This window comes from Actinomadura sp. NTSP31, from assembly GCF_041951385.1.
GTDB classification, from domain to species: Bacteria; Actinomycetota; Actinomycetes; order Streptosporangiales; family Streptosporangiaceae; genus Spirillospora; species Spirillospora napierensis.
In genome coordinates this window covers 88002-108466 of sequence record NZ_JBGNUT010000017.1, presented here as the reverse complement: position 1 = coordinate 108466, position 20465 = coordinate 88002, and the positions used below count along the sequence as shown (strand labels likewise).

Below are 20465 nucleotides of genomic sequence, written 5' to 3'. Positions count from 1 at the left end.
AGGTCATGCCTAATCTTTTCCACGCTGCACCTCCTCCAGAGGTTCCTGGACTTGTACGGCCACGTTCGGCTCGATCGATCTCATCGAGTCGCCCACGAGCCAGCCCTCGCCGCCCTGTCCGAACCTCTTGAGCAGCGCCGCTTGATCCTTCCCCGCACGCTCGTAGCGCAACGCTTCGCCCGCTTCGCGCGCCGCTCGGGCTCGACGGTCCCAGTCACGTAGAAGACTCCAGGCCGCGTCCCGCGTCTCGTCCCCTTCGACGGAGTCGGCCCGTGTCACGTATCCGAGGAAGCGCCCAAGGAGGCTCGTTACCGCGTCATTGAGCTTCGTGTCCTCGAGGTCAAAGTGGCCGGCTGCATCGTTCTCGGCCAGTTCGCCGAACGACTGCCGCATCAGTGCCACGAGCGCGCCGGCCAGTGAGCGATCCCGTGATGCCAGCGACCAAGGCGTCACACTCGTCGGCTCGACACTGCGGTAGAGCGCCTCGTGGTATCCGCGAAAGGTCTCGAAGTGCGACCGGTCCCGTGCACGACCCGATCTGAAGAGCGTCACGATGATGCCCTTCGTATCGCCGCGGCCGACACGACTCGTCGCCTGGATGTACTCGGCGGTCGTCTTGGGTTGGCCGACCATGAGCATCAGGGCGAGCCTGGGGATGTCGATGCCGACTGAGAGCATGTTCGATGACAGGACGACATCGATCGCGTCCGAAGACTCCCCCACCCTGAGTCGGAGCGCCCGAAGATCGTTCGGGAGCTCCTCTGCTCCCCTCCGACTCGTCAACTCCAGCACACGCCCAGCCTCGATCGATCGCAACGGTAGCCCCAAGCGTTCCGCACGAGGCTCGAGCCGGCTTCGGACGTCGTCGACCACGAGCGTTTCAGTCCGGCCGAGCTCCCGAAGGGAGTTGTGGTACATGACCAGTGTCCAGTAGGCGTCTCTGTCCGCGACGGGTTCAGGTTCGGCGGACAGGACCTCTGGTACCTCGACGAGCGGGGTGACTGCGGCGATGACGGCCGAAGGTTGGGAAACAGACTGCGGCATGAGGCCGACGTAGAGCCGGCCTTCACCGCTCTTAACGGGTCGAGAGAAGAAGGTCTGGTCATCATCGAGGCCGGACGGCGGGTATAGGGCGACCTTGCGCCCGTACAGACCCCGAACCTGATCGTCCGAGGCACGGATGGTCGCGGTCGACGCCACGATCTTGGGGCTGGTGCCGGTCCGGCTTAGCAGAAGCTGGATCACCGCGTCGAATACGGCGACGGTGGTGCCCAGCGGCCCGGACAGCAGGTGCAGCTCGTCCTGAATCACCATGGAGGGCTGCTTGAACACCGTGTCGAGACCGAGAAGCCTGCCCGCCTGCGGCTTGAACTGTAGGCGAGCGAACTTGTCGACGGTCGCAAGCAGAATCGTGGGGGGCTCGTCGTACAGAACGTCGTCTACGACGGCGAGCGGCAGTTCATCGCTGAATCGGCACGAGTCGTCGACGCAGTGAAGGACGACGTCCTTGCCGAGCAGGCGCATGCCGTAGTCCCGCGGCTTCGCGCTCTTCAGCTTGGGGATCATCGGCGTGAGACACCATGGGCAGCTCTCGATCTGGAACTGGTTGGCCTCCTCAGGCCGCGCCGCCTTATGCAGGCGCTCTAGCGCCTGTTTCGCCTCCGTGCGCGTGCCGGGAGTGACCTCGTTTCCCACCCACAGACCGATCGTGAACGGGGGCATCCCCTTGACTCGAGGATCGGTGACCCGCAGCAGTTCCATGGCGCAGATCAGCGAAGCCGCCCGCTGGAACTGCTGAGAGGTCAAGAGCCGAAGGGTGTACCTGGTGATCACGGCGGTGCCTCCACCCGCCGTGCCGTGGTCCAGTCGTCGCCGGAAGATCTCGATCGCCGCGAGACCAAGGTACGCCTCGGTCTTCCCACCGCCCGTCGGGAACCAAATGAGGTCGACAAGGTCACGGTCTGTGTGCTTCTCGTCGACGGTGGAAGCAAGCGAGACGAGCAGGAACCCGAGCTGGAAGGGCCGCCACGCCGGTTCCTTCACATCGTTCTTAGGAGCTCCATGGTTGATCGATGCCTGACGCATCTGGAGGCGCATCGCCTCCATACCGAGTGAGAAGGCGGTACGGAGGTGCCCCTGCGACGGATCGCGCAACAGTGCCACGCCGGCCCGCATCCGCTTGAGCGCCACTTGAGAGCGGCTGGCAATGCCACGAGCGACTTCCTTCTCGTCAAGGATCTCTTCGGCCCGCTGTCGTTGTTCGTCCACCCACTCGGCGAACGCGTCGATGAAGGCATCCAGAGACCGGAGCACGGGCTCAGGGTCCGAGTCCATCTGCAGAAGGTGGGCAAGCGACAGCGCATCCGCTTCGGCGGTGCCTTCGTCGAAGCCGGTGGTCTCGATAGCAGGCACGATGAACGCAGGCATCGGATCGAGGAAGACCCTGGAACAGCTACCGTCCGAAAGGTCCCAGTCGGCGGCCATTCCGTGCCCGACCGCGTAGATTTTTCGGTTGCGAAATCGGAGACGGAGCTCGGCCGCCTCAGGATCGGCATCGAGCAGGCGCGTGGTGTCGTACTCGAGAATCCGTGCGCCGGCGACAGGTTTGACGGACAGCCGCACCTGGAAGAGCATCTGAGCGATGTCCAGACGATCGTCTCCGGCCGACTCCGACATCACTCGGACATGGACCGTGACAAGGGACATCCCCCGGAAGGCCCTCCACCGGGCCCCGACCTCGATGGGCACCTCACCTTCGGGCAAGGGAGGCGGCCCCTCTCCACTCGTGAGCGTGATCCCACTGAAGCCGAACGGACTCCGGCGCCACCTCGGAGGGCCGTCACCGGGCACCTGAGAGTACGTGCCGCATGAGAAGTCCACCTCGACGGAATCACCGTCTGTGACAAAGGAGATCGCCACCGAGGACGGGCGCCAGTCCTCGGCCAGCGGGACTGCGGCACCGTCCTCTTCGACGTCACGCTCGGGCACGTCCCCCGAGAGTTCCTCCCCTGAATCGATCGGATCCCGGCCGTCGTCCGCCGGATCTGCAGGAAACAACATCCCGACGGCGTACTGCCGGTGCGGAAGATTGCTCACCACCTCTTCGTGTCCGCCATCCGGTCCAACGTAGGCGTCCCGGATGTGCCCCAGAGCCTTCCGCTGCGCCTCGGTGAGGTTCACTTTCCGACCTGCTTCCGGATGAGCTCTTGAAGCCGTCGCTTGTCCTGCTTGGACGCGACGATATGAAGCGCGACGCGCGGTCTGGTGACGGCCACGTAGAAGGCGGCGAGCCCCTTCGCATCAAAGGCCTCGGGCAAGTCACAGACGATGACGTGCTCCGCCTCCAACCCCTTCGCGTAGCGCGGGCTGGTCACAATGAAACCTGCGGCGCTGCGAACGGGGGCCGCGTCGGACGTGGCTCTGATGATCCAGATGCTCTGGCGACGGGCGCCGTCACTGACGAGCTCGTGTGCAAGCCGCTCCGCGGCTGCGAGGTCGGCTTCGGCATCCGCCCAGCTCCACTGCACCCGCTCCCCGTTGACGATCCCCGGATCCCCAATGTCGGCACCCACGTACTCCTGAACGACGTGGACGATCGCCCTGGTGTTGCGAACGTTGCGGTCGAGGCTGAGCAATGTGGCCTCGTCGGACACGAGTTCATAGACATCCGGATCGAAAGAGCCGTCGATGTGCGCCTGGTTGTTGGGATCGAGGAACATCCGCCAGCGGCCGCTGGTACGCCCGCCAACGATGACGGCGTCCAGCGCGTCCATGCCCTCAGCGTTCATCAGGTCTTGGGCCTCGTCGACCAGCACAACGTCATACTGCTTCCCGCCGCCGAGCTTCGCGAAGGGGAGAAGGTCGATGGCCCGACCAGTGATGCGTGGGGTGAAGAACTCGACCAACGCAGGCGAGTGGAAGGTGATCAGAACGGACTTGCCCTCAGCGGCCTCCTGCTTCGCGGACTCGGCCAGGACAAGGGACTTCCCGGTGCCCGCCCCTCCGGTCACCAGCATGCGCTGGTTGCGGGCGAGCCCGGCCAGCACACGCGCCTGGCCGTCCGTCGCACGATTCTGTTCCTCAATGACGGCCCCGCGCTGGGCATCGATCACGGGCATCCGTGTGAACTCGCCGAACAGGCGGGCCCGCAGGTGGTCGGGACGCGCGACCTTCACTCCGTATGGCGCCTCCCTGCCTTCATCGGCGACCGCCTCGAAAGCCGCGGTCATGGCCGCGACACTCATTTCCTCCTTGGCCCACCAGTGGCTGCCCTTCCACTCGACCGCCGGCGGAGGAGCATCGATATCGGGCGTGATGACCACCGCCTCGCTCGCGAACCAACCGATGCCCTCCTCACGAAGGATCCTTCGCAACGCATGCATGGCCGACTGGGCCTGCTGCATCGGCGACTCGCGAAGCCTCTTCCAGTCGCCGCGGCGGTTGATGCTGTACCAGAGGCCGTCGTGCTTGCGCACTCCCCCACCCTTGACCTCGACCAGGACGACGACGTCGCCCCACAACACGACGAAGTCCGCCTCCGCCTGCTGTTTGGTGCCGTGAGTACGAAGCGCCACAGAGTGAAATGCGACGGCTCCGTATGGAGCGTCGATCCCACTCAGAACACGGGCCACACGGCGCTCGGCGTCGCTGGTGGCCGTCGTCTCGATGTCGGGGAGATCCGGGACGAGGATCATGCGCGCGGCTCCAGCCAGAGATCTTCATACTCGCGGTACCCAAGGAAGTCGTTGACCGCACCGAAGTTGTCGGCGACATCAACGATCAGGCACTCCCTTTTACCGCCGTTCTCCTCGCCGCGAAGACCACGACCGGCCATCTGGATGTAAGCGCTCGGACTGAACGTGGGGCGTGCAATATAGAGGGCCCGCACGCCAGGTGCGTCGAATCCTTGGATCAGAAGGTCGCAGTTCGCGAGCACACGGATATCTCCGGACTTGAAGCGCTCAATGACCTCCCGCCGCTCCTGCCGACCGGTATGCCCGCTCACTGCAGCCGCCTCGACCTTGCGATAACGCAGAGTTGCCGCGAGCACTTGGGCGGAAAGCACGTTCGGAGTAAAGACGAGGATAGGCCACTCCGGGTCCTGCCGCATGATGTGGTCGACGAGCGCCGCCATACGCGCCTGGTCTCGACCAATCCGATCCAGCACCCCCGGCTCAAGTTTCCGCAGCCGCGTGACCTGGTCCAACTCGGCCTTGTCCAGGGTGACCTCGATTCCCGGAAGCACCTCGTGCTGAACGCGGGCGAGCACTCCCATCTGAGACAGCTCCTGGTAGGCGTTGCCGTCCTTGAAGGCCCGGATCATGTGGTTTCCGAACCGCGCAGCCAGTTCCCTTGTCTGCGTTCCGTCGGCCACCGAGCCTTTGAACGGCGTCGCAGAGAGGCCGATGAGGGGCCGAGCCCAGCCTCGCCCGGCCACGCCGAGCCAGTCCAGAATCCTTCTGTACCTCGGGGAGCCCCCGGCACGGTGCGCTTCATCGACGATCACTGCAGCCGCGTTGCTCAACCACCGATAATCCGGATTCTCGATGACTACGTCCAGTTTCGCATCCGTGGCCACGATCACACTGAATTCGGTGTCCGGCTCATGGACTGAGTTGGTATCCCAAAGCCTTCCCACCGCCAACGGGCGCTCGTCCCCAAGGCCCCGCCAAACCATGCTCCAGGTCTGCACCGCCTGTTCGCACAGCTCCGCAGATTGCGCGATCCACAGCACCGGTCCGCGCAGAGAGCCATCGATGAACAGTCGCAGAACCGTCTCTGTGGCTACACGTGTCTTACCTGCACCCGTTGGAAGCTCAACCATGGCCTTGCGTGAGCCGCCCTCAGCTGCCTTGAGAATCAGTGCGTCCTTCAGCTCTTCACTGATTCTCTTCTGGAAGGCATGCAGAGGATTGAGCCTGGTGGCCCCGGGGACGATGAACTCATCGTCCTGACGCTGGTTTCGTCGACCAGCGTACTCGGCACCGAACCCCATCTTTCGGAGCCATGCAATGGTCGACGCTCCCCCGGCCCAGGTCGTGGGGACATCTGTATAGCCCTCGTCGCGAAACTGGTCCTCGAGCATCTTGACCGATTCGCTTCTGTAGACGGTGAGGAACAGCTCCGCGACCGAGGTCGAGTCGTTCACCAGCTTCTGCGCTTCGAGTGCGGACCAGAGTCCCTTGGGCAGCACCTCCCTAAGGGTGTCGTCCCCAAAGAACACTTCCAGGCGCTCCGCGTCTGTCATGGCTGCCTTCGCGGCCTGGCGCTGCTCCTCCAGTCGCTGATCCAGTCCCGCCTTCAGCACACCACTCAACTCTGCGTTGGACAGCCCCAGACCGTACGCCTCATTGACGATCTCCAAGACTCGCCGCTCACCGAGATCCGCCCGTACGACGAGCGCGGGTCCCTCGATGTGCCAGTCCCGCGAGCGGTCCTCCACACCGTCCTCAGTGGTCACACGCTTGGCGATATGCACCGCCCTCGCCACGGTGGCGTTCGCAACCTTGTCTGCCACCATGCTCTGGCGGAGCCCCGTGTACACGTCGATGAGCCGCTCTTCGTCCTGCTGTCCCTCGATCAGCATGGAGAAGGAGAAGCTGTCCTCGAACCGCCGGCATCCGATGGCCTCGACCAGGACGGAGACGTCCTGACCTTCTGCCCTGAGGTACGGCTTCTGCCGGTCTTTCAGGAAGCGCTGTTCCTCGTCAGTGGTCGCGAGGTAGACCGACTCCGGTCGTCGTGACTCCACCCCTTGCCCCACGCGGGCAGGGATCCGCATTGGACGACCCTGTGGGAATGCAATTTGGCTAGCCGCAAGAATGAATTTGGTCAAGGTGGAGTCCTTGACATGACGAGGGAACAGCTCCGCCTCGAAGGCTTCCCGAAGGACGTCCGCCGGCACTCCGGATAGTTCGTCGGGCAGGTCCAGGACGTCCTCAACCTGTCGAGGGCCTCGGTACAGCGGGAGCAGGTCTGCGAACTCCACAAGCGCGGCCGACACGGTTTCTTCCGGGGGCCGGAACCCCCTGGTCGACTTGAGCAGACCTGCCTGCTCAACCGACCATCGAAGCGGCGACACGACCCGATGGGTCTGGCCCGAATCGAGGTCCTCGACGCTCCATGCGTGATCGCCGAAACTGAGCAACTGCGTCGTCCACATCTCCCGCGTCTGCTCAAGCGCGTTGGCGTCCCGCAGCATGAGAAGAACCGAGAACGGGCCCGGGCCAGCGTGCTCGACGAAGTCGATCCGCTCGATCTCCCGTTCACCTGGCCCCCGCCGACTGTTGAGGGAGGCGACGATCCACCGGCGGTAATCTTCGAAGAAGATCTCGTCCTCAATCGAGTACTCCTTCAAAGGACCGTGAACGACACCGGCTGCGTGTGCTACCTGCGGGAGGCATCGGTGACGATCCAGGAGACGCTCGCCGAATCCGTCCGCGATTCCGTCGATGTCCAGGACCTGGTTCGGCCACGACCATTCGCCGTTACGCGTCGGGACCCTGACAAGTCCCGCCGACGCCTGCGACACCATCCTTTCTGCTTCTGGCATCGGGACGTTCATGACCGCGTCCCAGAACTTCGACAGCTCTTCGTCTCCAGAGGCCTGCGCGAGCTTGTTCAGCCGGGCCCGCAATATGGCCAGGGGGTCAAGGTCACGGAAACCCTGAGCGCGCAGGATCTTGTCGATTCCCGGGATCGCAAGGAACTCCGCATCCACAAAACGTGCGCCTTCGATGTCCACGTCGTCGACCCGCGCCAGGAAGACGTCATTACGGTCCTTAAGCGTACATATTCCAGACTGAGTCGGAATCACCCGCGCGCCCTCGATACCCTCAATCTGGGAGTGGTGGATGACGAAGGCCAACGCTCTCGCCGCTGAGCCGAGGTCCGGGCCTTCGGCCCACTCGCGCAGCCAGGTCAGAACGCCACGCTTCGGCATTCTCTCGAGCGCGCGCTTCTCGTCCCGGGCACTAACCTCGAGTTCGTCAGAGCCAATGCTGAAGACACAGAGCTGCCGTAGCCGAGTCCTTCGCTGTGGGGTCGCATAGCACCGCCAGTGCGGAACGTCGTCGCCCGTGTTCGGAGAGTCGATCCACTGCTTGTGGTCCTGCTCCGAGACACCACTGATCAGGAAGTCGAGTGGGCGAAGGGCTTCGGCGCGCTGCAGTTCGCCCGTCGCATCAGGAACGATTTTGAGCTTTGCGGCAATCCCCGGTACATGTGAGCAGAGGATGTCGTCGCCGAACGAGAGCGTCTCTCGGCCACGAGCGGGCATGTAATCCAGATGAGCGGCGGGATCATCTGTAGACGCGACCCTGGGAAGCATCGCCACGAACATCTTGGAGAGCTCTGTCAGGATCTCTTGGTTGTACCTGTTCTTCAGCAGAGTCGTCCGGTCGTCATTGACGCTCCACGGGGCATTGAACAGGGCCGAAGCCGAGGTCTCGTCCCGCAGGGGGAAGTATGACCAGAACTCACCGACCCTGTGGCGGGTGTTGCGGGCCGGCATCGCGACTGTGACCTTCACCTGATCACGAGAGACTGCTTCACCGACCTCCAGTCGGGCCTCGGGGGTCGGAGAGTGCATTCGGTGGTCCACCAACCACTCATCCCCAGTCCCGTCTGGACGGTCGATCTTGAATCGACCGCCGCCGAGGTCCCGCGAGATATGGCTCGTGTTGAACGTCTCTCCTTCGTCACCGATCACCCGGAGCCGGATCTCCCGCACGTCGGTGACGAACAGCAGGAACTCCGACCGGAACTCCTCGATCTCCTTCTGCAAACGGGCCAGGTTCGACGCTCGGGGCAGCTTGACGATCGTCACCGCCCACTCGGCCAGCTCCGCGAGCACCGGATCTTGCTCGAACGCGGCTGTGGGATCGACCAGCGTGGCGGTCCGCAGCACGGGGAGACGTTTGGTCGGCGCACCTACAGCCGCGATCGCCGCCCTTGCCTCGGCCGAGTTGAACTCGAACGAGACTGACCGGCTGAACACCTGAGGACGATCGGTCACCGCGAGAACCGACTTGAAACCCAGCCCGAAGCGTCCGATCTCATCGCCGCGCTTGCCGCTGAGGTGCGCGTGAGTGATCGCCGTCAGGCCGGACTTCGAGAAGGGACGCCCGGCATTGGCGCAGTACAACGTCGCCGACCTCGCGTCGAGGACGATCTCTACTCGACCGGCCCCTACCTGGTCAGAGCCCGCGCCGGACATCGCATCCGCCGAGTTCTGCACCAGCTCCAGGAGAGTCCGATTGGCGTACCCACCGACCCGGATCGACTCCTCGTGATTTGCATGCTCGGTGACGAGGTTGGAGTTCGCCCGGTACGACGCGATTGCTCGTTCGAACTGGTCTTCGATTTCTTGCGCGAGCCCGAAGTTCGGTGCCCAGTCCTGCCACGCCGCCATTATCACCCCAACACTTCTTCACTCCGCACCCGAGGACGGCCACTCCGTGCAGCCCAAAGGCTCTGCCGTGAGCATCGCCACCCCGGACAGTCCGACACACAACCCCCGGTCAACGCAAAGGTGCCCTCACCAGGGGCGATGCAATTGACACTCCCCCAACCACTTCCCGGTTGGGAATATGATAGGGCTTTCACCGCCCCGCTACCAGCGGTCTGTGTTAACTCAGTGCACCCGAGACCTCGACCATGTGATCACCGGCAACGCCATCGGTCTGCGAGCACCTGGCGACCACGCTCGAGACCATCGCCCAGGACTCCGCACCTCGCGTCCTCCACCTTGGGGGTTAGAAGTAGTCATGCCCCCGGTTTGTTCGCTTTAGCACGAAACATCCCGGCAGCAGTCCGCCGGGCTGAGCTTCGTTGACAGGGCACTCGGGCATGGCCCGCATACCTACTAGTGCGGCGGTGGTGGTCGCCGTACAGGTCGAAGGCCTGGCACGTCGCGTTCAGTGATCTCGCTTCCCAATTAGTCCATGCAGGGCGGCTGCTACTGAGAGCCAAACGAGTGCGTACGTCGCGAGGCCGACACCGAGGCCCACCGCTATGGCGGTCGTTGACCCCACGCTGGCGGCGATACTGAGAGCAGCCTTCACTCCTGCGGCAACGGCGGGGACCAGGCCGATCAGGGACGCCGTCGCCATGATGAGAAAGGCCCGGGGGCTCAGTAACGCTTTCTCCTCGGCGGTACTTTCCCCGCGACTCCCATGTCTTTCAGTCCGCTCGTTGTCACCCACAGACGTCATGATCGTCACCTTCCTCGCCACTAAGGGCGACAGCTTCCCACGAGAACTGCCACCCACCTTTACCTTCCTCGCAAGACCTATGGCGGTTCGCCGCGGAGAAGGACTTGTAGGGCCGATTTGAGGAATGTATCGAATGTCGGGCCATCCAACAAGACGCCCATTGCAGCAATGACGCATATTTTTCGGGCCATGGAATCAATTTCGGTCTAACATACCTTGGATCGCGAAGGCCAGAAGAGCGTACTTTTCGATGTCACTTGCCGCAAATAGGACAATGACGACATGACATCAAAGCGGCTCACTGAACACCACAAAGAATGATCCCGTTGGACCATTGCCTGATCCCATGCCGTATACTAATTGCCCCTTCGATCGAGGTGCGATCGGCGTACCGCTAGGACTGATAATGAGCTTAAAAAGACCGAAAATAGTCAAGAATGTTGGTCGCGCGTCCTGGAGGTGGTCTTCTGACCATGCTTGGCGGCCGACGTGCCGGCGGTGTCGGGTGTGAAGGCACATCTAGGTCAATTGAGCGACGGTGAAGGCCTGCACCCGCTGGCGGATGGAGAACGGCGGGCTGAACGCACGCGATCTGGCCGAACTGTTGTGGTGGTGGGCGCGGGCGGCCCACGGACGTGAGTGGATCGCGTCGCGGCCTGCGCGGAGTCTCAAGTGGTGCACAAGGCAGCGTTCGCCTTGTTGTGGCGCGACGCGCCGTCCTGGGCCCATGCGCGGACAGGCTGTCTCGGTGATGCCTCGGACTGCGGCTTGATGTGGCCCCGTGCGCGAGATCGATGACGGCGATGGCCAGCGGCTACTGGGGGTCAATCTCCCTACTGGAGGACGTCATCGCTGAACTGCTGCGCGTTCACGATGGTCTCTGGGCGGCCCCCTGGCTTTTGCCCCATCACCGCCAGGCGGGCGGCACGTGACCGTCCCATCATCTGAAGGGGCCATGCGCGGACTCCCTCTTTGGTTGCAGCGTGAGAAGACCTTGCGGCCGACCTCTGGCGCTCTTTGGGCGCGTTGTCGACCGCACCAGGTGTTCGCAGGCCGTTCATTTTTGCGTCCACGCGAGCAGATCTCCAGAAACGTCGCATCGTTACCGACGTTGTGAACCAAGGGCGAACGCGGCGACGCCCTCAAATCAGGAGCCGTTACTACCCGTCACGAGGCGTTGGAGGTCGGCGGTAACCACGCGATAGGTCGTGCCTATGCGGATGACCTTGCAGGGGAAGCGGTTCTCGCGGGCTAGCTGGTAGGCGCGGGTTCGGCCGAGGCCGAGGGCTCGGGCAGCGGTCTCGATGGTCGTTGTGGTGGGGAGGGCGGCGAGCTCCTCATGGGTCATCGGCTCCACGCTCAGGCCTCCGGAGTGTTCATGGGACGAAGGTGGATGAAGCGGTTTCGTTCGCCGGTGGGAGGGGGCACGAGGAGCGTCGGATCGGTGATCGGTCTGGGGAAGTCGTTGGCCGCTGCTGCTACGCCGACGTCGTCCACGCGCGTTTTGCCGTCGATGGTTGGGGGCGCTTCGCGTCCATGGGGAGCGCGAGAGTGGACGGCGTTGATGGCCGATTGGGCATCGCCGAGGGCCACGCAGAGGGCTCGGGCGTGCTGTCTGGCTTCGGCTAGAGCTTGGCCGTGGCGGCTCAGAACGTCGGCGAGGTCTTCGGCCTGGTCGTGGGCGAGACGGTCGGCTTGCAGCTCCCGGAGGAAGAAGCGGTTGATCTGGTCGAGGAGCTGATCGAGGCCGTAGGTGGCTGCGCTGAGGTTGCCGAGGATGGTGTACGCGGTGCCGGGGAGGGTGAGGCTCGGAGGGCCGGTCGTGGCGTCGTTGAGCTGGCGGACGTGTTCGTAGAGGTTGCTCGCGAGGTCGGCTGTTTGGTCGTCGTTACGAACGGTAGCGGGAGCCTGCCTGTGGTCGCTCATGTGAATGTGTCCTTGGTGATACGGGGCCCGCCTGGGGGCTGTGATCGGTCATGGCTTCGCCTCTCTTGCGTGGTGGTCGTGTGGTTGTGCTGCTCTGTCGGCGCGGATGCCGCGCCGATGCACTGCTTGCACATCGTTGGCACTGTTTACGCTCCGTAGTATGCAGGGGCGCTGATCTTTGTGCCAGGACAAGGACGGCGTGGCGCCGGAGTTGCGTGGTCGGGTCACCGTGCTGGGCCTCGGCGGCGGTGAGGGCTGGTGTGCGTCGGTGTGGGACCGCTGGATCGGTACGGGCTGCCTGCGAGCTGGTCGCTAAGGGGGACGGGGAAGGCTGTGGCAGCGAGGCGGGCCGCGTTCTGCTCCGCCGTGTAGTTCGGTGGTGTCCGTGGCAGCGTGGGGGCAGGTGGCCGCGGAGTTGGTCGGCTGAGTTTGCTGAGTTGGGTAGCAGCCTTGCGGGCCGCAGCTGCCTGGGCAGCGCGTTGCTGCAGCTGCCGGTACTCCGCGATCGCCTCGATCAGGGCGACGAGTTGCACGACCAGGTGGGCTAGGACGCCGGCGAGGCTTGGACGGTTACTACGTTGTCCCCGGATACCGGATAGAGCCAGTGCTCTGGCAGCTCTGCGGAGGTTCGTGCCGTAGGGAGTCAGGGGTGGTTGGCGTCCGCAGGGTTCGCGAGCTGCGCGGTCGTAGAAGTCGGCGGCGCGGGCGAGTTCCCGGTTGCCTGTGAGGGCTGCGGTCACGTGTAAGACGTCGGAGGTTGCGGCTGCTACGTCGGCGCGGACAGCCGGGTCCTGGATGTGGCGCATTTGCCAGGTGGCCGTCGCAGTGGCGCGGGCGGCCTGCTGGTAAGCAGCGGATCGTTCCTCGTGGGTCAGCTCCACCCCGCCGAAGGGAGGAGGGTCGAAGCGGTTGCCTTCGTGCGGGGCCGACCAGCGTTCGCGAAGTTTGGGGAGCGTCAGGTTGGGCGCGAGCTTTTTGCCGGAGAACCAGACTGGCTGGTTCTCCTTGTTGTTGTGATGTGGGAGCGCAACGGCGTAACCGGTGATCTGCTCGGGTGTGCGGGCGCTGTGGCGGATCTTGACCAGCACTCCGGCATGTTCGAGGGCGGTGAAGAAGTCGTCCTCGTTCTCGGCTCCGGCAGCTGCGGTGGCTACGTGCCGACGGAGGGTGGCGCGGGGCGGCTCGGGCCAGTTCTTGCGGTGGGCAAGTTCTGTCTCGGCTCGGGTTGGTCGTGGGGCTGCTGTCCGGTCTGTGGGCGCGGTCCGGGTGAGTTCGTAACGCGTCTCGACGATATGGCAGGCGTCGGCGGCCTTGAAGTAGTCGCGGTGGACGTTGGGGTTGCGCCCGTCCTCGCGCGCCAGGACGGCGACGAGGTGGATGTGGTCCTCGGCATGTCGCACTGCGATCCAGCGGCATGCTTCGTCGTCGCCTCGCGGCGCGAACCCGGTCTGGTGCATCACCTCCTCGGCGATGTCGGCCCATTCGTCGTCCGACAGGGGTCGGTCCGCGGGGGCGGCGCGGACCGAGCACTGCCAGATCGGCGAGGCCAGCGGGGTGTGTCGGAGGGTGTCGAGTGGGGAGGTCAGGACTCCGACCAGGTGCCGGAAGTCCCGATCGCCTCGGGCGTCCAGTCCGGGTTCCAGGGCCATGGGGAGTCGAAAGCCTGCGACAAGGTGGGGATTGACGTGTTCGTTGCGCCGGCCGGGGCCGTAGAGGTAGGACAGCAACCGGGCGACGCTTTCGCCTCGGGTCACTTTGCCGATCAACGCTGGAGCCGACCGAGTTCGACGGACGAGGCGTCCACTCTTCGAAGAACGTTCTGCAGGTACGCCAACGCAGCGGGCAGTTCGTGGGGTACCTGTCCCGTCGCATTCGCGACGCGGGCCAGCTGATTGAGGTTCACGCCAATCCGGTTCAGCTGTCGCGCGATGCCGCGTAGTTCCTCGCAGATATCCGGCGTCAGTTCGTATCCGGATCTGTGTTGGCGATTGGCCGCTTGTACGGTGTGGACGATGAATGTCCCGTAGGCAGCTCCCGCTCGGTGCGCTGCTTCGGAGATCTCCTTGTATTCCTCGTCGCTGACTCGGAACCTCATCTCCCGGTCCCGCCGGCGCCCCTCGCCGAGCTGCGAGCGTCGTTGCATCTTGCGCGATGTGCTGACCTGCTCGTCTTCCGTAGCTCCGCCTCCGACCACATCGATCACGACCGCGCCCGGTCGACCCGACCGGGTGTGCACGTGATGGACCGCTGCCGGTCCATTACGTGTCGCGACACGGTCCTACCTTGCAGCCGCTTAGTAGGGTCATCGGCGACTCTGCCGGCCGATTCTTCGTTCGGTCGCAGAGCGTTTATCCGTGCCGAACCGTGTCGTTGAATATCAGGCAGTTCAGATCTTCAATTGACAGGAGCCACGCTATAGAACTTCGCGTGCAGAGAGTCTTCGCGACACTTACCTCCCTCGAGATTTCTTTGGAGGTCGACCGGTCGCTCACGGCAGGTTCGAGCGGCGAACCGACGCCGGTCTCGCGGCGGCGATTGGGTGCGAGGGTGGCTCGCGTACAAGATGCCGCCGATGATGGGCCGCACTGGGCAACTCTTCGTCGGAGGCGTCGATGCTGCACCAACGATCGCCGAGCCCTGTCCCGCCTTCGTCCGCTGTGCGGCGGACGGTCCGTCCGTAACTCGTCCGCCGCCGTCCGCCCGCCGTCCGCCGTCCGCCCCGGCGGACGGCAGGCGGACGACAGTCCGTCCGCGCGGACAAACGGCGGGCAAGCACGGATAGACCGGGGACAAGTGCAGACGAGTGCAGGACAAGCCCGGGACCAACGCGGACGAGCACGGGACCGCGTCGGACGAGCGGTGGACAAGCGAGCATCCCTCACTGTCGACGGCGGCACTTGAAATCCCTCCCCATCACGAGGCGGAGCTCAAGTCTTGTGATGTTCTCGCAGCCGTCGAATCCAAAGTCATGGGCATCGGCTGACAGCCTCGCGAGACGATGTCCGCAGCAACGGGTACAGGTGGAGGCTGCGGGCGTCATGGATCACGATGTCGGGAGGCTCTTCGCTGATGAGCGGGGTGCCCCTGCCAGGGCGCCCGGTGGCGTTGTCGACGGGCCGACGGCGAGGCTCGTCGTGATCTCATGACCGCTGCCCGGGTCACATGGGCAGACAGTCACGTTCTGGCGTAACTCCATCTGATGGCCGCCACGCCGTCTCCTCTCAAGCAGCCGTGCGGCTGCCCGCACCATTCGCGTTTTGAGACTCATGCCGGCGGAAGCGTTGGTGCGGGGCGGGAACGTCAGGTGAGTTCGAACCAGGTGGTCAGTCGTCCAGAGCTGTCCGTGTCGTAGCCGGAGCGGGCGGCGAGGGCCTCGATGAGGACGAGACCGTGACCACGGTCGCGGAGTTCGGTGCCCTTGCGGCGAGTCGGGGTGATGGTGGCGCCTCCGTCGATGACCTCGCAGCGCAGGCAGCCGCCACAGTCGTACAGCGTGATATTGAACGAGCCGCCGTGGCGGGAGTCGGAGTGCTTCACGCTGTTGGTGCAGGCTTCGGAGATCAGCAGTTGTGCCGTGGCCGTGTGCTCGCTGCCGCCCAGTACCGCGGCGGCGAACCGGCGGGCTTCGCCGACGCTCTTGGGAATCGCGGGCAGGGTCGTGCGGCCGAGGATGATCCACGTCGTCATCGGGTCACCGCCTTTGCGATCGCTGGGACGGCGCGGGGGTCGGTGACCAAGGCCCAGTCGAAGGACCACACCCACGCCCACGTGCCAGCCTGAGGTGCGGGGATGCACGCGACGAAGTGGATCCTTTGCGTGCGGTGGTTCGTGACGCGCAGGACGGCCTTCTCGCCGGCACCGAGGACTTCAGGGTGCACTTCGTGGTGCGGCAATTGGTCCGCCAGCCAGGTCAGGAGGTGATGACGCCGCCTTAGATGCAGTTCTTGTTCCAAATTGTCCGGCATATGCCGATTCCCCGTTCCGCTGCTCTGACCTCGCAGTTCTCGCGACAAGCGTGCTCCTAGAGAGTTACTGTGTCGCCGTTCCCTGGAATGTCTGGGAATTCAACCGACGGACGGACACTTCATGCACATCAACGAGGCCCCCGACCCGCGATCGTCGATGTGGGCGTGGATGGCCTACCACCTGCGGTTTCAGCGCATGCAGCACGGCATGTCAGGCCATGCCCTGGCCGAGCTTCTCAACTGCTCTCGTTCCTCGATTTCCAGACTGGAGAACTGTGAGGCGAAGCTGACCGACGCACAGGCGTCCGTCCTCGACACGGAGTGGAACACCGGCGGCATGTTCACGATCATGCTCTGGTACGCGCGACTCGGGCACGATCCGAACTGGTTCAAGACCTTCACCGACTCCGAGGGACGCGCGACCGTCCTGAGGATCTACAGCGGCCAACTGATCCCCGCGCTCTTGCAGACGCCCGCCTACGCGCGCGCTCTCCTAGTCGAGGGGCGGGAGCCGGGGATCGATGCCCTGGTAGAGGCACGGATGGCGCGGCAGCAGATCCTCACCAAGGAAAGCCCAGCTGACCTGTGGGTACTGCTGGCGGAGACGGCCATGGCTTGCCTGGTGGGGGGCAAGACGGTCATGCGAGAGCAGCTCGCGAAGCTCCTTGAGGTGTCCGAGCTGCCGAACGTGATGTTGCGGATCGTCCCGAACACGGCGGGCGCGAACGCCGGCCTCGACGGGCCGTTCAAAGTCATCAAGGTCAAGGAGGGCCAGGTCGGCTACGTCGAGGCGCCCACCGGAGGCCGGCTCGTCCCGGAAGCCGACGAAGTCGAAGGCTGCTGGACAGGTTCGACCGTATTGGGGCGGTTGCTCTCCCCGTAGACTCCAGTCGGAGCCTGATCAAGCAACTGATGGAGACCATGACGTGACTTCCCCCCAATGGCGCAAGAGCAGCCGGTCCAGCGATGGGACGAGCGGCCAGTGCGTGGAGGTCGCCCAGCTCGACGACACCATCGGCCTACGAGACAGCAAGGCCTCGGACAGCGAGTACCTCTCGCTCTCCATCGAGAGCTTCACCGGCCTCGTCACCAGGGCGAAGAGGAACGAGCTCGACTTCATCGCTCAGCGATAGCGCAGAGTGACTCGACATTCAGAAGGGCCAGATCCGTCCCTTCTGGGTTATCTCGCGCCCCAAGGCGTGCGCAGCTTCCTCTACTTGGCGGCATACGAGGGCGTGAGCAACGTCGGTTCCGCAGCTGTGCATGACTCCAATGATCTGGACAGGCTCGAACTCGTTCAAGCCACCTGAGTTTCTGTCAACGACAGAGTGCCAGCCCGAAGACTAGGCGACATAGAAACCTACGACTGGAGCCTCAGACGAGCTTCCATGAGATCCAGGAAGGCAGGGTCGTAAGGATCATCCACGTGCTCGCTATTCCATAGGCCGGATCTGCAAACATTATCGTTTCTCGCGTCCAGGCCGAGCCAGCCGGGGCTGATCGGGTGGGTTCCGCCATTGCAACGGGAGAGGAGGGCGATCGAGTTGGCTCGTATGGATATGCGGTGTTCGCGATCGGGCACTTCAAGCCAAAGTAGCGGCAGAGCGCCGATGCGCTCGCTTACAGCTCGCTCAAGCGGATACTCGGCTTCGCGCTGCGCAGGGCTCACCTTCCTCTGGCCCCAGGACATCTGCACCTCGGCCGACCATCGCCCTGTCTGCAGCAACGCGCTGCCGACGTGCTGCCGGAAGATTGAGCCGCGGTGATTGCCTACCCCTGCTTTGCTTCCGCTCACTGGACCTCGGTGTTGGGCGAGCCTAGTCCAGAAGGTGGCCTGCGATGTGGCCCCCAACGCATGGCTGCCCACCCGCACGACCCGAAGCCGGTTCTCCCCTGCTCGAACCTGGCCGTCTTCGAGGAAGAACTCCACACCGTACTGAGGCCACCCGTCAGCCTGGGTGCAATTCTTGAGCAGCCTCGGTCCACCGAGCCGCTCGGTCAGCTCATCAAGTATGGCGTAGAACCGGTCAGTAGCCAGTCGACGCTCTTCCTGCATGACGCTCACCCCAGACGCTCCACTGACGTACCTTCCGGATATCCATCGGCAGGCCGTCCCTCCCAGAAACAGGTAAAAGCCTGTCCGAGCCGACGCGGCACCTTACCCGATGCTCCCTTCCCTGCGTCCTTGATGGTCACCAGGAATGCGTCGGCTCCTGCTTGTTCCCAGGACGTGCGTCGTACGAGCTTCGCGTAGTCAGAGCTACTGGCTGCAAAAGCTACGATCGACGACACGTTGCGGCGTCTCGCTTCACCGATCAGCAGGTCTTCGAGAAGGCCGGCTGGCCAGTCCGACATGCGCATGACCTTGTTGTAATCACCAATTGGTTCCTCCGGGCGCAATAGCCCGTACCCACCGCTGAGAATGAGCAGGGGTGCATCCCGAGCCACAGCTTCGAGCAGTCCGTCTCCAGCGGTTGCGTAGAAGCCGCCATCGTAGCGACGCCAGGCGGGCATCAACCGTCGTTCGTCCACGTTCGCTATTGCACGATTCTGCCGCCGCGCCGCGAGAAGCGCGGAAGGCCACGGCACCGATTCCCAGCGCTCAGAGGATCCGCCGGTTCTCTTTGTTTTCGAGCAGGGAATCAACAGAAGCGTCTCGCTGCCGATGAGCCTCTGTAGCATTCGCACAGTGCCATTCGGTGATAATACGTTCTCCCGCCGACGAGCGCTGTCACGATTCGTCGAGTCGCTGGTTCCCGTTCGTCGAAAGGTTACCGACCGCCGGGGCTGAATCTCGGTCGCTGTGTAACCTGCCTCCCGCCATGCGCGGACGTGTGACCGATCACCATGCCACCATTGCGGATAATGCCGTGCCGCCGAGTCAGGGATGCCTCCCACGATCTGCGACAGATCGGCCCATGATAGGCCGACGGCAGCCTCGTTCTCTGGGCGAGCGGTCAGGAACTCCCTGAGACGGGCCCAGTCCGCCCGTCCGCTGTTCTTGCTCGGCACGATGCCCCCCAGACGTGACGGCACTCCAGATCAGTACGCATTCCATTCGACGTAGTGCCAAGGTGCCATGATTTCGTCGGCTGCGCTACCGAAGGAGGGTGACAGCAGCGCTCCGTGTGCCTCGACGGGACTGGTGTATGGGGCCGGTGTATCGGCGGCGTGGTGGCCAGGCCGGGTCGAAAATTGCTATAGGCAGTATGCAGACGCGCGCTTCAGCGGTGGGTCGTATGTCCCCCAGATCGCCGTGGCGTATCGGCACCCTGGCTGAAGGCTCCGCCGAGACGAAGCCTTCAGCCGGCTTCGCTCAAGCGACCGGGGCGCGGCGGCCTCCCTTCGCCGCGTTCAAGAAGGCCCGGCACTCATCGATGGTTAGGGCCAAACGGTCACCGTCAGGTGCCTTGCTGTCGCGGACGAAGATGGTCCCCGTTGGCAGCAGGCGGAGCTCGACACAGCAGCTCTCACCACCCGAGTAGCTACTCTTCCGCCACTCGGAGTGCGGGCGCTGTCGGGGGCCGATGCGGCGCTCTAGACTATTCATCTTGTGGGCGGCCTTCCTCTGTCTAGATCGTCATCTGGGTTGGTGGGCCGCTCCGGGGACCGGCCACCCTGTCGACAGCAGGGTGACCGACCGCGGTGGAGCCGGCTCCTGGCTGAGGACACCGGCTCCACCGATACGGCCGTATCTGGTGGCGTGAGTATCCGATGGGGTGTAGTCAGCCGGACGGCGCGATCACGAGGCGACTGGTGTAGGGCTGGGCGAGGCGGATGGCGGCGGCGTGGTCGGCACCAGTGACCCTGGGTCGCCAGTCTGCGGCGACTCCGGCCGGAGCCGGTCGGGTCCGCTCCGCTGCACGGCAGGGTCGAAGTGGAGATGGGTCGCGATACAAGTGCCGGCTCCCTGCTTTCGCCTGACTCCCACGGTCACCGAATCGGTCTCCTGAGCGATCTTGAAACCGATTTTCATATTTCCTGTCTTGACCGGCTGCTGCGTTGTTCCGTTGACCGCCGCCGTCCATTCACAGTGCACCGAACCCTTCTTCGGCCCGATCTCGGCTTTGAGGATGCCGGTCGCGATCTTCTCGCTCAGCTTGATCTCCACCTGGGCCACCGGCAGATTACTCTCGATGGTCCAGGATGGTCCGGCCGAGGAATCCTCCCTGCCGCGTGACTTCGTGATATGGACAGGGAAAGCGCGGATTCCGCCTTTCGCCTGGTGTCTCACCTTGCTCTCGTTGGCCATCTTGGAGTCGTTGCGTTCGGTGTACTCTTGTGGGCTGACATTGGCGATGTAAGCCACGCCGCGGCCCCCCTGCTTTGGGGGACTACCGCTTCGTACGCTCGGCCCCGC

14 protein-coding genes are annotated in these 20465 nt (G+C 64.1%); 2 read left to right on the top strand and 12 right to left on the bottom strand.

Annotated elements, in window-relative coordinates:
• Positions 1 to 9 precede the first annotated feature (9 nt).
• From ACA514_RS27515 to ACA514_RS27480, 8 genes are all read right to left on the bottom strand, one after another.
• Positions 10 to 3180 carry a helicase-related protein gene (locus tag ACA514_RS27515; RefSeq protein ID WP_375044131.1) on the bottom strand — a complete coding sequence of 1057 codons (3171 nt, stop codon included), beginning with the start codon at positions 3178 to 3180 and terminating at the stop codon, positions 10 to 12.
• The gene (locus tag ACA514_RS27510) at positions 3177 to 4694 is read right to left on the bottom strand and encodes an NERD domain-containing protein (RefSeq protein WP_375044130.1); all 1518 of its coding nucleotides are present in this window, start codon (positions 4692 to 4694) and stop codon (positions 3177 to 3179) included. The genes ACA514_RS27515 and ACA514_RS27510 overlap by 4 nt, the downstream gene beginning before the upstream one ends.
• Positions 4691 to 9412: a sacsin N-terminal ATP-binding-like domain-containing protein gene (locus ACA514_RS27505; RefSeq protein ID WP_375044129.1), complete on the bottom strand. Its 4722-nt coding sequence runs from the start codon at positions 9410 to 9412 to the stop codon at positions 4691 to 4693. Before ACA514_RS27505 ends, ACA514_RS27510 begins: the two co-directional genes overlap by 4 nt.
• A gap of 1949 nt (positions 9413 to 11361) precedes the next feature.
• Entirely contained in the window at positions 11362 to 11562 is a 201-nt protein-coding gene (locus ACA514_RS27500; protein WP_375044128.1) for a helix-turn-helix domain-containing protein, read from the bottom strand.
• Positions 11563 to 11573: 11 nt separating this feature from the next.
• Positions 11574 to 12140 carry a hypothetical protein gene (locus tag ACA514_RS27495; protein WP_375044127.1) on the bottom strand — a complete coding sequence of 189 codons (567 nt, stop codon included), beginning with the start codon at positions 12138 to 12140 and terminating at the stop codon, positions 11574 to 11576.
• 224 nt (positions 12141 to 12364) lie between these two features.
• Positions 12365 to 13906 (bottom strand): hypothetical protein, encoded by a 1542-nt coding sequence (locus ACA514_RS27490; protein ID WP_375044126.1) that lies wholly within the window; start codon positions 13904 to 13906, stop codon positions 12365 to 12367.
• Positions 13903 to 14343, bottom strand: coding sequence for a MobC family plasmid mobilization relaxosome protein (locus ACA514_RS27485; protein ID WP_375044125.1), 441 nt, complete (start codon positions 14341 to 14343; stop codon positions 13903 to 13905). Before ACA514_RS27485 ends, ACA514_RS27490 begins: the two co-directional genes overlap by 4 nt.
• A gap of 1097 nt (positions 14344 to 15440) precedes the next feature.
• Entirely contained in the window at positions 15441 to 15827 is a 387-nt protein-coding gene (locus tag ACA514_RS27480; RefSeq protein ID WP_375044124.1) for an ATP-binding protein, read from the bottom strand.
• A 399-nt stretch (positions 15828 to 16226) separates the two neighbouring features.
• Here ACA514_RS27480 and ACA514_RS27475 point away from each other — a divergent pair, with 399 nt between their 5' ends.
• Together ACA514_RS27475 and ACA514_RS27470 are read left to right on the top strand one after the other, a co-directional pair.
• Entirely contained in the window at positions 16227 to 16988 is a 762-nt protein-coding gene (locus ACA514_RS27475; protein ID WP_375044123.1) for a Scr1 family TA system antitoxin-like transcriptional regulator, read from the top strand.
• A gap of 43 nt (positions 16989 to 17031) precedes the next feature.
• Positions 17032 to 17238 (top strand): DUF397 domain-containing protein, encoded by a 207-nt coding sequence (locus tag ACA514_RS27470; RefSeq protein ID WP_375044122.1) that lies wholly within the window; start codon positions 17032 to 17034, stop codon positions 17236 to 17238.
• Positions 17239 to 17465: 227 nt separating this feature from the next.
• Here ACA514_RS27470 and ACA514_RS27465 read toward each other — a convergent pair whose 3' ends face one another.
• From ACA514_RS27465 to ACA514_RS27450, 4 genes are all read right to left on the bottom strand, one after another.
• Positions 17466 to 18170 (bottom strand): hypothetical protein, encoded by a 705-nt coding sequence (locus tag ACA514_RS27465; RefSeq protein WP_375044121.1) that lies wholly within the window; start codon positions 18168 to 18170, stop codon positions 17466 to 17468.
• On the bottom strand, positions 18167 to 18637 hold the full coding sequence (locus tag ACA514_RS27460; protein ID WP_375044120.1) for a hypothetical protein: 471 nt from the start codon (positions 18635 to 18637) through the stop codon (positions 18167 to 18169). Before ACA514_RS27460 ends, ACA514_RS27465 begins: the two co-directional genes overlap by 4 nt.
• Positions 18638 to 19421: 784 nt before the next feature.
• The gene (locus ACA514_RS27455; protein ID WP_375044119.1) at positions 19422 to 19655 is read right to left on the bottom strand and encodes a DUF397 domain-containing protein; all 234 of its coding nucleotides are present in this window, start codon (positions 19653 to 19655) and stop codon (positions 19422 to 19424) included.
• Between the two features lie 192 nt (positions 19656 to 19847).
• Positions 19848 to 20414, bottom strand: coding sequence for a hypothetical protein (locus tag ACA514_RS27450; RefSeq protein WP_375044118.1), 567 nt, complete (start codon positions 20412 to 20414; stop codon positions 19848 to 19850).
• Positions 20415 to 20465 lie beyond the last annotated feature (51 nt).